Here is a 14,449-nt window from a genome sequence, read left to right as displayed (position 1 = left end):
TGCCGTCACTGGTGGTTTTGCCGATCTGCTCGCGTGAGTTGCGGGATGCGTTCGCTGATCGGCTTCAGGATGGCCTCCGCCACCGGCTGTGCGAGGACGGGAGCATCCGAGTACCAGAGGGAGGAGAAGCCGTCACCGCCGAGGCGAACGGACAGGATTTCCTTGACGATGCGGTCGATGCCAGCGCGCGGCCGACAGTGGCTGTCAGCCGCGGGCTTGTGGTGCAAACGGTAGGCAACATCGCCTATTGAGAAGGCGCTTGCAGCGGCTGCTCAGCCGCGCCGGTTCGGGCTACAGTGACCCGTAACACATTTAGAGCCCGCCCACTACTATCCAGACAGGCACACTGATTCAATGACGGCTGGAGAGTCCGCATTCCGCGCCGGCATTCCCCGGCGACGTCGGGAACGGATCCCGGATGTGGAACACTGATCGTTGCCGGCGCAGGATCATGAGGCTGGTCCGATGGCAATCGTCCCAGCGAACAAGGAGAGATCGAGCATGCAGGGAAAAGCTTATGTCGCCGGAGTCGGCTCGGTGCCGTTCGGCAAACCGGGGACGACCGAGCCCTACGACAAGATGGCCGCCGCCGCCGTGCGGCGAGCGCTGGATGACGCTGGGCTGGGCTATGAAGCCGTTCAGCAGGCCTTCGCAGGCTATGTCTATGGCGATTCGACGTCCGGACAGCGCGCGCTCTATGGCGTCGGGATGACCGGCATCCCCATCGTCAATGTCAATAACAACTGCTCGACCGGATCGACGGCGCTCTTCCTGGCCCGCCAACTGATCGAGGCCGGGGCGCTCGACTGCGTGCTGGCCTTCGGCTTCGAGCAGATGCTGCCGGGGGCGCTGAGCGAACACTGGAGCGACCGTCCGTCGCCATTCGCGCGCTTCGACCAGTTATGCGAGGAGATCAACCCCTGGCAGGTGCCGCTCGCACTCTGCTACTTCGGTGGCGCCGGCAAGGAATACATGGAGCGTTACGACGTCACGCCGAAGCTGTTCGCCAGGGTACGGGCGAAGGCCAGCCGGCACGGTGCCAACAACCCGGGCGCGCTGCTGCGCAAGGTGCTCAGTGAGGACGATGTGCTGGCGGCCCCGTTGGTCTTTCCGGAAGCAGGCATGACGCGCCTGATGGCTTGTCCGCCCACCTGCGGCGCAGCGGCAGCGATCCTCGTTTCGCAGCGCTTCGCCGAGACGATGAACCTTGATCGGCGCGTCGTCATCGTCGCCCAGGCGATGACCACGGACCGGCCGGGAACGTTCGAGAAACGCAGCATGATGGCACTCGTCGGTGCCGACATGACCCGCGCGGCTGCGGATCTGGTCTACGAGCAGGCCGGCATCGGCCCCGAGGATCTCGACGTGGTCGAACTGCACGACTGCTTCGCACAGAACGAGGTCCTCACCTACGAAGGACTCCGCCTTTGCCCGGAAGGGGGTGCCGACAAGTTCACTGCCGACGGCGACAACACCTATGGCGGCCGAATCGTCACCAATCCGTCGGGAGGCCTGCTGTCCAAGGGACACCCGCTCGGTGCCACCGGGCTCGCCCAGTGTGCCGAACTCGTCGAGCAGTTGCGCGGTGAAGCCGGCGCGCGTCAGGTGGCCAACGCCAGGCTTGCCTTGCAGCACAACCTCGGCCTGGGCGGGGCCTGCGTCGTCACGCTCTATCAGCGCGCCGACTGAGCCTGCCGAAGCCGGCATCGAGGGACGCTGTCAGTCACCCGGCGGCCATCACAGAGGAGATGAACATGGGAAAACTAGCAGGTAAAGTCGCCATCGTCACCGGCTCCGGGCGTGGTATCGGCCGGGCCGTCGCGCTAAAGCTCGCGCAGGAGGGTGCCAGCGTCGTCGTCAACGACCTCGACGCCGCGCCCGCCGAACAGACGCTTGCCGACATCGTCCAGGCCGGCGGCCACGCGGTCGCCTGCATCGGCAGCGTCACCGCGCCCGACTTCGCCGAACGCTTTGTGCAGACGGCGGTCAGCGAGTTTGGCGGGCTCGACATCATCGTCAATAACGCCGGCTACACCTGGGACAACGTCCTCCAGAAGATGACCGACGAACAGTGGTACGCGATGCTCGACGTCCATCTCACCGCGCCGTTCCGCCTCCTGCGCGCCGCCGCCGAGTTCATTCGCGCCGCCGCCAGGAAGGAAGCCGAGGCCGGCCAGGAAAACTTCCGCAAGGTCGTCAATATCTCATCGATCGCCGGCGTCGGCGGCAACGCCGGGCAGGTCAACTATGCGGCGGCCAAGGCCGGGATCATCGGTCTGACGCGGACTCTCGCGAAGGAGTGGGGGCGTTACCGGGTCAACGTCAACTGCGTTGCCTTCGGCCTGATCAGCACCCGTCTGACGAGTGCGCCGGCGAATGGCAGCGCGACTCTCGAGATCGAGGGGAGGACGATCAAGGCCGGTGTCAATCCGGAACTCCTTGGTCAGATGGAGGCGATGATCCCGCTCGGGCGGGGTGGGACACCCGAAGAAGCGGCCGGCGCCGTTGCCATGCTGTGCTATCCGGAAGCCAACTACGTGTCCGGCGAGTTGCTGGTCTGCGGCGGCGGCTTCCGCCTCTGACCGGGTAGGGGACTTCAATGAGTATTGCGCGCACGCTCTTCGGCGAAGAGCATCTACTCTTCCGCGACGCGCTCGATCGCTTCATCAAGCTTGAGGCTGTGCCGAATTACCAACGTTACGAAGAGCAGGGCTACGTCGATCGTGACCTCTGGCTGAAGGCCGGCGCGGCCGGCTTCATCTGTTCGTTGAGGCCCGAGGAGGAGTACGGCGGGGCTGGGGCGGACAAGGTGTACAGCGTCGTCCTCTTCGAGCAAGCGGCACGCCATGCGGTGCAGAACCTCCTGGGATGGGCGCTGCACTCGGAAATCGTCGCCCCCTATCTCCTGCACTACGGCAGCGATTATCTGCAGGAGCGTTACCTGCCGCAGATGGCGACCGGCGATCTGATTGGCGCCATCGTCATGACCGAGCCAACGGCCGGTTTTGACCTGCAAGGGATTGCCACGACGGCTTTGCGAGCCGGCGAATGCTACGTGCTCAATGGCTCGAAAACCTTCATGAAGGAACTCATCGCCAGGCAGTTGCCGTAGGGCCGGGACTTCGGGTGTGCCGGTGTCGCCACCCCTGACCGCCAGGCGCGGTCAGGGGTGGCGAGTCACTTGTCAAGTCGTGATTTCGCGCGCGGTGATGCGGTAGCGGAAGGTTTCCGGATCGAGGCTGTCGAAACGTCCGCCAGCGTTCTCGCCCTGCGGATACATCAGGAAGGGAATCCGCGGGCCTGTCCATCCCGGGAGCGCCAGATCATGGGCGACGTTGTACGCCAGCCAGTTCATCTCCCAGGCACCGAAGAGCTTTTCGCGAACGGGGACGACGACATCGTCCTTGAGCGTCAGGCCGGGCTTTTCTTCAAGAACGACCTTGCGTACGTCGGCCGGATCGACCGGCAGCCAGCCAAAGCCGGCCAGCCAGACTTCCGCCCGGCAATGCTGAGCCTTGCTGATGTCCGCGCTCCTGCCGAGGCTCTTGTAGCCGAACCGCGAATCGGCAACGCGGATGCCGTACACGTCACGCGCCGGCAGGCCGGCGGCGCGGGCAAGGCCGACATAGAGAGCGTTGAGGTCGGCGCACTTGCCGGTCAGATCGCCGGTTTCGAGCATCGCGCGGATGTCGCCGGTGCCGCAGCCGCGCGTCTTGGGGTTGCGCGCCGTGTTGTCGACGATCCATTCATAGATTGCCCGGGCTTTCTCGGTATCGGTACGGCTGCCGCGAGTGATCTCTGTCGCCGTCTTGCGAACGATGCCATCGGTGGGTAGCAGTTCCGTCGGGCGCGTATAGAGCTGCGCGGTTGCTGCATCGAGGGCCGCGACCTTGCCCGGTTCGTTCAGGTTGATGGCGCGGTCGCGCGTGGCGAAGCGACTGGTCACTTCCACCACGGGTGCTGCTGCACCGGCTGGCCAGCTTGCCGCCAGCATCTGCGCGCCATAGGTCGGATCGCGCAGTACCTGTACGCTTGCTGCATTACCCTGCCACAGGTTGCCCATGGTCCGGATCCACGCGGGGTCGTCGACCGATGGCAGTGGCAACCAGACGCGCGTCGCGCTGTCGGTCGTCGCCAGCTCGGCGCGGGTGGTGACTTCGAAGACCCGCCAGCCGTTGGCCGGCGACGGGGTGAAGGGGCTGTCAACGGCCATTGCCGGCCGCCATGCGCTGAGCGTGCCGGCGGTGAGAAGAGCGGTCTTGATGAAGTGGCGACGATCCATGGAGCGATTCCTATTTGGGTGGTTTGAGGAAGGGGTGAAGGTGTCGGCCGGCGGTGGGGGAGTCCCAGTCGATGGCGCCCTGGCCGCGCAGCCGTATGCGGTGATGACGATCGAGAAGCACCGTGCCCGGCAGCACACGGGCGCCCCAGGCGCGGCTGATGACCTGATCGCGATCGTCGACGACCGGTAGCTGGATGGCGTGATCCGCGAGGAATCTGTCGACCTGGTCGAGCCTGTCGGCGACTGCGACGGTGATCACCACCAGGCCAGCACGACGCGAGCGGTCGGCCAGGCGCTGCAGCGACGGCATTTCCTCGCGGCAGGGTTCGCACCACGAGGCCCAGAAATTGACCAGTACGGGTTGACCAGGATGGGTGGCGATGAGCGAGTTGAGGCGGCCATCGATCGGCGTCGGCAGCCGAGTGGCGCGCACTTTCGCCAACTCCGAAGCGTGCACCCCGCTGCCGCCCAGCACTGGCGCGCACGCCATCGCCAGCCCGCCGAGGAGCGCGCGCAAAGACGACAACCAGCATACGCGCGACGAGGGCGCATTCGCGTTGATCGATTTCTCCCGGTTTCGCTGACGTCGCGAGGCGGAAGCCCCCGCGACCTACGGTGCGCCAGCCCGCGGACCGGCGCGATTCAATGGCGGTAACTCAGACCGCCGAAGCCGGATTGTCGCACAGCTGCGGGCGGCCGAACCGACGTCGCCTCGCCTTCCTTCTGACGGCACTTGCGGTTCCAACTGGCGGTGGATACGCCGGAAGTGGTAGAGTCCCGACCCTCCAACATTGAGGGAAGGCTCCGATGTCACACCAAGCGAAGTACGCCACCGCTGCAGGCCTGCTGGTCCTGCTGAGCGGTTGCGCCAACATGGCCGACTCAGGCAGCAACGTCACCGCGAGCGACCCGAAGAAGGCGACTCGCACCGGCTTTCTGAGCGATTACGCGAAGATGGAAAAAGCACCCGGCGGCGACGGCGCACTGTGCTGGCGGCAGCCCGGCCTTGATCTCAAGGCATACAACCAGGTCATGATCAGCCGCATGGTCGTTACCCTCAAGGATGAACAGACCAAGGGCGTTGACCCGGCAGATCTGAAGGCGCTCACCGACTACTTCTACAAGTCGCTGGTCACCGCGCTCAAACCGCAGATGGAAATCGTCGACAAGCCTGGAGCGGGCGTCGTGGTATTGCGCATCGCCCTGACCGATCTGGTACCCACCAGTGTCGGTCGCAGCGCCATGGGAACCCTTATCCCCTACGGATTCGTCGCGGAGGCCGGCTCGGGCGTCGCCGCCGGCGGTCCGGCCGGATCGACGCCCTATCTGGGCCAAACCGGCGTGGAGATCCAGTTTCTGGACGGAGCCAGCGAGGCGATCCTTGCCGAGTGCATCGACACCCAGATCGGCCGGAAGTATGCGGCAGACGTCGAGAGCGGCGCGTCCGGAGCAACGAGCACCTGGATCAGTGGCTACATGAACTCGTTCCAGTCGTGGTCGTATGCACGCAACGCCTTCGACAAGTGGTCGAAACAGATCGCTAAGCGCTTCGCCGAGTTGCGTGGGATCAGTCCGCAAGCCAAGTAGCAGAGTCGGCGAGCGGGCTGCCAGGCGCACGCGACGGCAACTTCGCCCTGGTTCGGAAGGACGAAAGGTGAGCGAGAAACCGGTACGCTCCTGAAGGCATCAGGAGGGCTGTCCGGTTTCCTCGAGCATGTCCGCCGAGAGCAGGATGAGCTCGATTTCCTCGGTGATCTCCTCCTGACGCTGGGTGTTGTAGCGGCGTTTCAGCCGTGCGCTGTCGTCATCGAGTCGCTGCAGGGCGCGATCCATATGCGCCTGCCGTTGCCGGTTTTCGGCCATCAGCGAGCTGTACAGCACCTCGTTGAGGACCGCGTGCAGATAATGCCCGGTCAATCCACGCAGGAACTCCGTGGGAGGCAGATTCAGTTCCGCCGCGTGGGCGCGCGCCCGTTCGGGTGCGGGCAGGTCGCGCAAGGGCAGCAAGTGACGCATGCGGAGATCGCCGGTGGCATCACAATGATAGAGGGCTGAGAGCCCGTAACCGGCGAACTCGTCGCGGGCCATGAAGCCGCTCAGCTCGCGCGTCAAGCGCAGCAGGACGGCCGGCACTTCGTCGGCGACAATGGCCCCCGGCTGGGCCAAATCGACGCCGTCACGTTCGCCGATTCGGGCCGCCAGACGGCTGCCGACAACAAGCCAACGAACGGGCGTCGCCTTTGCCTGACACACTGCCTCCATGCCTGCCAGCAGCGCTTCGTTGAAATCGCCGCAGAAGCCCTGTTCCGAGCCCACCAGTACGCAGAGTTCCCGCCCTGCGAACGGTTCGCTGACAAGTTCGGCGTGCCAGGCCAGGAAATCGGCAGCGGCCGTCTCGATCCCCGCCACCATGCGCTGCTGGCTGACGAGGAAGTCCGTCAGGATGCGGGTCTCCATCAGCGCCAGGCCTTTCATCGCCGACATGATGCCGCCGATATCGGACAGCGCGTCCAGCCGCCTGGCGATCTCACGCCGGCGGCTCATCGCCCACCTCCTGCAACCCTGCACATGCGAAGGCCATCTGCCTTGCCCACTCGCTGCAAAGCTTGCGAAAAGACTGGCTGTGGGCGTATGCCTGCTGCAGGTCCATGCGCGCCGAAAAAGCCGGCTGGTCGGTCGTTTCTCCGTAACTGCCGCCGCACATGTGCGCCGTGATCCACCCCTTGGCGTTGCGCGGACCTTCGGCATCAATCGCTTCAGCAGGCTTGAATGCGAAACCGCGTTGGCCATCGAGCGATTCAGCTGCGGCGATGAACCAGGCCTCGTATTCCCTGTTGGCCAGTACGACCGACACCCGACGGTGCGGAACGTATGCAGTTGCACGCTCGAGAATCTGTTGGCCCAACTCAGCCGGACAGTCATCGTCGGCGTCGAGCAGCACGAGAATCCAGCCTTGTTCGCCACACTTGGCGGCGGCCAACAGCAAGTGCCGGCGGAACTCATCGTCCCGATTCAGGAATCGATCCCGGTGAACGCGAATCGGCGGGGGCGCCTGCAAATGGACATCCGGAGTGCGCCAGTCGTTGATCCGTCGCAGCAGAATCGGCAGCGCGGCCACCTCGCCGGCACCCTCGACGATCGCCGCAACCGCAATCACGGCTCGACCTGGCCAAACAGATCGGCTTGTTCCTGTTCTTGGGCGGCAAGCACCGCCCGATCAGGCGCCAGTTGATTCAGCCGGAAGAGTTCTCCAGCCGAAAAAAGCTGGTCGCGCATAGCCATGCGCGCGGCTTCGTCCAATGGCGCAATCCGCGTCTCGCCGCCCTCGGAAACCACTGCCAGCAGGGCGTCGGGACTCAGTTCCCGGTCGTCCAGCAAGTCTGGGCTGTGGCTGGTAACGATCACCTGGGTGTCTTCCGAGGCGCGCGCAAGCGCCTCGCGCAAGGCAGCGCTGGCGGCCGGGTGAAGCGCTGTTTCCGGTTCCTCGATACCCACTAGCGATGGCGCGTAATCCCGGTTTCCCTGGAACAGCGCAGTCAACACGCCAAGTGCTCGCAGCGTGCCGTCGGACATGTTCTGTGCCGGAAATCGCCAGGGATGTTTTGCTCCAGCCATGTCCTGGCGGAACTCCAGGGTTTCCATCGGCCCGATCGGCTTGCGCTCGACGCCGTGAACCATCGGCGCAACCATCTGAAGATACTCCTGGATAATCTCCAGCCTGTCGGTTGCGACCCGTTCCAGATGTCCGATCACGCTCGCGATGTTTTCCCCCACGGGCTTGAGCAAGCGTCCTTCCTGTGGCTTCTGCAGCTCGCGCATCAACTTCGGATTCAGGTTGTAGAAGCCCATCGCCGTCAGGGCATCGAACACCGGGCGAAAGACCGCCATCCCCGACGCGGCCACCAGCGCCAGACGATCGGCGGTTACCGCTGGAAATGTCGTCTCGCTGCTTGCCTTGAGGTTGCCGCGTTCGATACGGAAAAACGGACCCTTGCCGACACCGCCAAGCACGCACTCCTCGAATTGCACCTCGTAACCGCGGCCCGCCAGCGCGCCGATATTGAAAGCGTAGTGGCCGGCTTGCCCGTTGTTCAACGCGAACTCGAGCCGGATGCCGAAGTTCGTCGGATGACCACTGGAGCGCCGCCGCACCTCGTTCAATCCGCCACGTTCGTTCAGGGCATTGTCGAGAGAACCGGCCAGGGCATCCCGTACCAGGTGCAGGGCGTCCAGGAAGTTGCTCTTGCCCGATCCGTTGGCCCCCACCAGATAGGTGAGTGGATTGAGTCGCACGTCGCAGTAACCAATGCTCTTGTAGTTGCGCAGGACCACACGCGTGAGAAAAACCGGGTCAATCATTGTCTTGCCCCTTCAAGTTCAGTGCGGGTTGAAGCTTCGCTGCGCTCGGCTGATGCCACTCCTTGCTCTCCCGGTTCAGCCCGTTGAGGCTGGTAGTGTATCGGACAGTGCTTCCAGCCTTCTGGCGATCTCATGCCGGCGGCTCATCGTCCGCCTCTTGCAGCAAGGCTGCACGCGACCAATGTCTGCTCACCGATCCCGTGCGCGCCATCTTCCAGAAACCAAGTGGTGAACAACGTTCCAAGCATCGCATTGAATTATTGAGAAAATCAAATTTCTGCGGATTTGTTATCCATACCTTCAGATAACAAATCCGGCTCCTTGGCGGATTTCCCCTACGCGATGTCGCGCTTGGCCATGGGTTCTAGCGGTATGGGAGCGGGAAGGCGCTCCGTGGCCGTTTGGATGATCGCTCTATGCCAACTTCAACAAGACTGCGTCAATGATCGACCAAGCCTCTTGAAGGCCCTGAGCTTGCCCAGCATGCCGAAATTGGCGGGCACCTGCTTGATGATGGCAAGCGCATCGGTCTTTGGCGTATAGCTACGTCCGTGCTGTCCAAAGATCCTTTCCAGTCGCTTCTTCGGATTGGTGTTGTGCTCGACATTTCTTGTGTGCCCGATGATCACTGGGTGAGTCGGTCGCGAGAGCGTGGCGGACAGTGCTGAGCCATCCGCCAGCAGCCACGCTTCGAGTTCGGCCTGGATCGCCACCAGAAACAGGCAGGGATGGTCTGCCAACCCTGCTTGCGTCAATATGGCCCGAATATCGGCGATATCCTGTTCTTCGCCGTCCGGGCGGCCCCAACGGGGAAATACGTCCCAGACAACCAATACCCGTTCACATCCGGAATCGAACAGGGCCTGGGCCACTTGGCCGCACTGCGCAATCAGGTCCGGTTTCCTTCCCAAAGGCCGAATCATCGGCGTCGCGTCGGGGCGAATGCGCCCTGCGAGATGGCGAAGAACCTGCTCATCCTCCGAGCCCAACCCCGCCTCGCAGATGATGCCGATCGTGCTCACTCGTCTTCTCCCCAACCGCCTTCCGGCGCCTCAGGTTCTTGCTCAACGGCAGGGTGGGCTACGAGCCGCTGCAAGGCGTTCATGGTGTAGAGCCGGCCGGGCAGGAAACGGGTGCGCCAGGGTTCCATGTCATTTCGACCCGCAGGCCAGGTAAACTCCGGGCCGCCGGGGCCACGCTCGCAAAGCAGTACATCATCGAGGTCAAGCATGTCCAGCAGATAGGGTGAATGGGTGGTGGCGATGACTTGGGTGCGCCCGCTGCGCGTGGCATCTCGCATCAGGTCGATGACCAGACCCACGGTGCGCGGGTCGAGGCCGTTTTCCAATTCCTCTATGAACGCCACCGTCGGCGGGTCCGGGTCCAGCAGGGTCGCTACCAGAGGCAATACGCGCAGGGAGCCGGAAGACATCAACCAACCGGGGATCTCGTAGCGGTCTTCCAGCAATTGCACATAACCCCTGCGCAGCAGGCCGGCATCCATGATCTTCGGCTCCACATCGAGAGCGTAGGGCAACACGAAGCGCATCGCCTGGGCGACCGTGTCGAACGCGCTCGGCGAACGTTCGCGCAGGTCGATGAGATATTCCGCCACGTTGGCGCCGTCGCCGGACAAGCGCATGCGCCCACCAGTTCGTCTGAGCGGCTGCAGATTGCCTATGGCATCCGGGTTCAGGCGAAGAAATAAAGTCTCACGGAGGGCTTCGGCGGTTTCTGCCAGAGCCGGCACCCCGAACATGGCCGACCGGTCTTCAGCCAAGGCTTGCGGATGAATGACTCGCTCGCGGGTCAATTCCGGCTCCTTGCCTATTCGGAAGCGCTCCTCCTGGATGTAGAGTCGATTTCCTGCCTCCCGCACATTCACCTTGAGGCTAAGGTCAACCGGCCCAAAAGGCATGGCCAACTTCAACTTGAAACTCATGGCCCCATGCTGCCGCGTGGGGTCAACGCGAGCAGCCGTGGTCAAGCGAGATACCGCTCCCTTGTGGCGGATATGCTCGAAGCCTTGCCAATGTTCCATCGCCGCATCGACGCCCTCCAGCACGACCTGGCGATAGGTTTCCACCGCCTCCAGCAGACTGGATTTGCCGCTACCGTTATTGCCGATTAGTACCGTGAGGGGCTTCATGCGGACGACGCCGCTGTTCTTCAATGATTTGAAGTTTTCGATGGCGATGGACTTGATGTGCATGATATTTTCCCTTTGGCTCAGGTGACCAACCCTTGTGCCACACGGCGGTAGGCATTGTGGGCGTCAAGTTTCACTGGCTCAGGCACCAGCGGGAAACTCCCGAGGACGTGGGCGAATTCGGCTTCGTTGAGGCCGTAAAGATGTGCCACCAGGCCGTCGAGTTCGGCGCGAAGGTGTGCACGTTCGAGGGTGTTTAGGGGCTGGTGATGTTCCAGTCCAACCTCTCTAGCCAGCGCGTCGAATTCGGGGGTGGTGCAAATGAGGCGGGCGGCACGCTTCGCTAAGGAATCACATTGGCGGTCGCCCGACCGTAAGCGCGGCACAGGCAATTGGTATAGAAAGAACATATTGATGGTGGTGGTGACACTTTGCCTCAGCATCCAGTCCAGAACGAAGCTGTTGGAAATTGCGCACCAATAGCACATCTCTATGTAGTTCATGCCCGTGGCGGCGACATTCAGTGTCGTGCTGTTCATCTCCGTGAAGACCTTGGGGGGAGCAATTGTCGTAATTAGTGTCCGAGAGTCAGTGTTGCGAGCAATTCGACGGTGAAGCCAGCGATAGCCCATGTAATCCATGTGTTGACCAACATCCGGCTCACCTTTGAGAAGCGCACTCCTTCCTTCGGATTCCTCTATCCAATAGCCAGAATGCCCTTCAGTCGCCTGGAACTGGTGGAACATCTTGCCGGTGAATAGTGGAAGTCGTCCTGGTCCTGCCTCGTTCCTGAAACGAAAAGAATCATCAGTCATGTGAAACTCGCGCGTAAGACGCAGATTCCACGTACCGTTGACATGCTCGCCAAGAGAGGGGAAGCGAAGCATCTTCTCCACAATCTGGATATCCATTTCTCCCTTGAATTCCATAATGGAGTGGCTATCTGGCGAGAGACGTTTAATAAGTTCGACATCCATCTGGATGGCGCCTTCGCCGGGGAAACGATCAAGCTCGGCCAAATCCAGGCGCATGAAGGCGGCGGGGAAACAGGTCGTGCCGAGTTCGCCAGTGCGCGCAGGTGATAGCAGATCGTCCGGGGGGGCGCTGGCGTTCATTTCGCCGGACTGTTGCACGCGCAGCGAGGCGGTTTTTTCAAAGGTCAGCACGACAAATTTGAAGCTGCGATGTACCCCTTCAAAAATTTCCTTACGGTTCTCGAAGCAGAACAAACCTTCGATGCGGGTTCTGTTGAACAGAAGGTCACGCAGGCCCTTGGCGCCCAGATCCGTGTAGATGCCACTGGGAATGACGATGCCGCAGTGCCCGCTGGGGCGCAGCAACGAGAAGCAACGTTCAACGAACAGCTTGTACAAGTTTAAGTCAGTGGGCACCTTGCGTCCGTCAACCCAGGCTACCTGATGACCGTACTCTGGCGCACTACGGAAGAATTTGTTGATATGCGGAAAGCGGCTCTCATACTCCAGCCACGCTTCTCGGATAGACTTGTTCTTGAGCAGCTTGCCCTGCTCCTTCTCGAACTCCTTGATCGTCATCTTGTTCTTCGTCACCAGTTCGGAGTGGTCGGCGAAGAACTCCTTGGCCTGCGGCTTGAACACCTCCCACGGTGGGTTGGTGAGAATGATGTCGAAACCGCCGCGCTTCTGCATGACCTGGTCGAAGACATAGCCCCAGTGCAGCGGGGTTTGGGCGTCGATGTGGACACGCTCGATACGGATTTTCTTCGTCTTTCCCAGTCCCTGCTTGTCCGCATCCCAGGTGGCTTGTTCGTACTTCACGCCCAGTGCTTCGAACTGGTCACGCAGCAACTCGTTGAGAATTCCCGCTGCGTAGTCCATTTCGGCGTCGATGTCGTCGCGCAGGACACGCAGGTCCGTGCTCTTGCCTAAGTCGGCGGCGGTATGGCGATAGACGTCGAGCTTGCGGCTTTTCTCTTCGAGCAGGCGGCGAAAGGGGGGCTTGAAGAGGTCATCCTGCCGGCGGTCGAACTCGTGCTCGTCCACCCGCATCAGGCCTACCAGGGAGTTGCCGGGCAGGATGTTGAAGTCGATGTTGGGCAGTGGCTCCAGGTCTTCCACTCGGTTGACCGACGACACCATGGCCAGGAACAGCCGCAGCTTGGCGATCTCGCAAGCCTCTTCCATGATGTCTACACCGTACAGATTGTCGCTGACGACACGGCGCTTGATGTAGTAGCCGACGCTGGGATGGCTTTTCTGGATGCCGCGCAACCAGGTTTCCAGTTCGCGGCTGGCGCCCATGCCCGCGCGTCCGACGACAGCGTAGTAGATGTTGATCAGCGCCTTCAGCGCGGCCACCAGAAAAGCGCCGGAACCGACCGCCGGGTCGAGGACGGTGATCGAGGGGAGCACTTCGCCTACCAGCTTCAGCGCGGTACGGGTGTCCATGCGCGCCAGGAGTTCGGCGACCGAGTTGAAGTGGATGGCGGGAAGATTGAATTCCGGCAGCGCCGGGACGTTGATGCGCTCCAGCACCAGCTTGTGGATGCTGCGCTCGGCGAGATAGCCGGTGATCTCTGGCCGCGTGTAATAGGCGCCGAAGGCTTTCTGGTTGATGTATTTCTCGAAGATGTAGCCCAGCACGTCCGGGTTGATTTCTTCCGGGTTACCGGCGGAGGTGTCGTCCAGATGCCAGGTGAAGGCGGCGAAGACCTCGAACACGCCGGCAAAGGCGGCATCCGGAATGCGCAAGCTGGTACCGACACGTGGCTGGCGGTTGGCGTCGAGTTCCAGCTTGTGATGCAGGAACAGGCCGCCGTTGAGGAACGGGATGCAGCCGGTCAGGTTTCTTGCTTGCGCGCTGCGCTGATCTTCGGGTCGGGCGAAGGCATCGAAGAAGAGAGCGTTGAGGAATTCGCCGAAAAAGCGATTTTCCCCGCGTGCGCGTGATTCCTGAAGTTTGCTTGGCAGGTAATCGTAATCACCGCAATTCAGAAAGCCCTTCTTTTGCAGGAACCAGACGAACATCAGCCGGTTGAGGACGACCGAGGCATACCAGCGGCGGTCGCGCTCGTCGGCGATGCCTTCGATGGCTTGCAGCAGCGCGGCGTGTTGTTCCTGGTAGCGGGTAAAAAAGCGCTTGGTGGTTTTCTCCACGTCCAGGGCGGCGGCCAGGCGGCGCGCTACTTCCAGCACCGGCAACCGGCCGCCGGCATCGAGTTCGGACAATTCCACCACCAGAGCGTGCAGCTTCGAGGCGAACAGGTCCACTGGCTGGCCGCGAAAGTATTCGTGGCGGCGGGCGGTAGTTTTAGGCTTGCCAGTACTCGTGTCCTTGCCACGTTTGACCCAGAACCAGAGGCTTTGGCCGGGGTCTTCCCGCCGGTCGGTGAAGATGATCAGATTTTCATGGTGCCGCTGGCTGACGTGACGCCAGATGGCCATGCGTTGGCTCTCATCGGGCCAGGTGCTGTCTGCCACCACTTGGAGCACCGCCACCCCGGCCAGTTCGGCGACCATGCGGCGGGAATAGGTGGAATGGGTGCCTGCCTTCACCTGATCGATTTGCCAGTCGCGCTCACTGGCGGCGGGGTGATTCCAGCCGAGGACTTCGACGAACAGCGGGGTAAAGGCGAAAGCGGAAAGGTGTTTCTGGAAGGCAGGGAGGTCGAGTTTTGACAT

General features: G+C 62.3%; 12 protein-coding genes and 1 pseudogene. 4 read left to right on the top strand and 9 right to left on the bottom strand.

Features of this window, described 5'->3' with window-relative positions; genetic code table 11:
- Window positions 1-5: 5 nt before the first annotated feature.
- Window positions 6-227, bottom strand: coding sequence for a hypothetical protein (locus tag CAP2UW1_RS13440; protein WP_041567849.1), 222 nt, complete (start codon window positions 225-227; stop codon window positions 6-8).
- Between the two features lie 274 nt (window positions 228-501).
- Between CAP2UW1_RS13440 and CAP2UW1_RS13435 the strand changes: the two genes are divergently transcribed.
- The 3 genes and pseudogenes from CAP2UW1_RS13435 to CAP2UW1_RS13425 form a co-directional block, all read left to right on the top strand.
- A complete protein-coding gene (locus CAP2UW1_RS13435) occupies window positions 502-1,689 on the top strand; it encodes a lipid-transfer protein (protein ID WP_015767166.1) in 1,188 nt (395 codons plus the stop codon).
- A 65-nt stretch (window positions 1,690-1,754) separates the two neighbouring features.
- Window positions 1,755-2,582 (top strand): SDR family NAD(P)-dependent oxidoreductase, encoded by an 828-nt coding sequence (locus tag CAP2UW1_RS13430; RefSeq protein WP_015767165.1) that lies wholly within the window; start codon window positions 1,755-1,757, stop codon window positions 2,580-2,582.
- A 17-nt stretch (window positions 2,583-2,599) separates the two neighbouring features.
- Window positions 2,600-3,082 (top strand): annotated as a pseudogene (locus tag CAP2UW1_RS13425) (acyl-CoA dehydrogenase family protein); the annotation flags it as partial.
- 102 nt (window positions 3,083-3,184) lie between these two features.
- Here CAP2UW1_RS13425 and CAP2UW1_RS13420 read toward each other — a convergent pair.
- Both CAP2UW1_RS13420 and CAP2UW1_RS13415 read right to left on the bottom strand, forming a co-directional pair.
- Entirely contained in the window at window positions 3,185-4,282 is a 1,098-nt protein-coding gene (locus CAP2UW1_RS13420; RefSeq protein WP_015767163.1) for a transglutaminase-like domain-containing protein, read from the bottom strand.
- 10 nt (window positions 4,283-4,292) lie between these two features.
- Complete coding sequence (locus CAP2UW1_RS13415) at window positions 4,293-4,799, bottom strand: TlpA family protein disulfide reductase (RefSeq protein WP_291910970.1); 507 nt, start codon at window positions 4,797-4,799, stop codon at window positions 4,293-4,295.
- Window positions 4,800-5,089: 290 nt separating this feature from the next.
- Between CAP2UW1_RS13415 and CAP2UW1_RS13410 the strand changes: the two genes are divergently transcribed.
- On the top strand, window positions 5,090-5,869 hold the full coding sequence (locus tag CAP2UW1_RS13410; protein ID WP_015767161.1) for a DUF3313 domain-containing protein: 780 nt from the start codon (window positions 5,090-5,092) through the stop codon (window positions 5,867-5,869).
- Between the two features lie 99 nt (window positions 5,870-5,968).
- On the opposite strand, the gene CAP2UW1_RS13405 is transcribed toward CAP2UW1_RS13410, so the two are convergent.
- From CAP2UW1_RS13405 to CAP2UW1_RS13380, 6 genes are all read right to left on the bottom strand, one after another.
- The gene (locus CAP2UW1_RS13405; protein ID WP_015767160.1) at window positions 5,969-6,826 is read right to left on the bottom strand and encodes a F0F1 ATP synthase subunit gamma; all 858 of its coding nucleotides are present in this window, start codon (window positions 6,824-6,826) and stop codon (window positions 5,969-5,971) included.
- A complete protein-coding gene (locus tag CAP2UW1_RS13400) occupies window positions 6,810-7,439 on the bottom strand; it encodes a DUF4276 family protein (RefSeq protein ID WP_015767159.1) in 630 nt (209 codons plus the stop codon). Before CAP2UW1_RS13400 ends, CAP2UW1_RS13405 begins: the two co-directional genes overlap by 17 nt.
- Window positions 7,436-8,641, bottom strand: a complete 1,206-nt coding sequence (locus CAP2UW1_RS13395) for an AAA family ATPase (protein ID WP_015767158.1) — start codon at window positions 8,639-8,641, stop codon at window positions 7,436-7,438. Before CAP2UW1_RS13395 ends, CAP2UW1_RS13400 begins: the two co-directional genes overlap by 4 nt.
- Window positions 8,642-9,066: 425 nt before the next feature.
- Window positions 9,067-9,663 carry a DUF4276 family protein gene (locus tag CAP2UW1_RS13390; protein ID WP_015767157.1) on the bottom strand — a complete coding sequence of 199 codons (597 nt, stop codon included), beginning with the start codon at window positions 9,661-9,663 and terminating at the stop codon, window positions 9,067-9,069.
- Window positions 9,660-10,853 (bottom strand): AAA family ATPase, encoded by a 1,194-nt coding sequence (locus CAP2UW1_RS13385; RefSeq protein ID WP_015767156.1) that lies wholly within the window; start codon window positions 10,851-10,853, stop codon window positions 9,660-9,662. Before CAP2UW1_RS13385 ends, CAP2UW1_RS13390 begins: the two co-directional genes overlap by 4 nt.
- A gap of 17 nt (window positions 10,854-10,870) precedes the next feature.
- A complete protein-coding gene (locus CAP2UW1_RS13380; RefSeq protein WP_015767155.1) occupies window positions 10,871-14,449 on the bottom strand; it encodes an Eco57I restriction-modification methylase domain-containing protein in 3,579 nt (1,192 codons plus the stop codon).

The organism is Candidatus Accumulibacter phosphatis (genome assembly GCF_000024165.1).
In the GTDB taxonomy this organism is placed as follows: domain Bacteria; phylum Pseudomonadota; class Gammaproteobacteria; order Burkholderiales; family Rhodocyclaceae; genus Accumulibacter; species Accumulibacter phosphatis.
The sequence above is the reverse complement of the archived record's forward strand: the minus strand, read 5'-3'. Positions and strand labels throughout refer to the sequence as shown.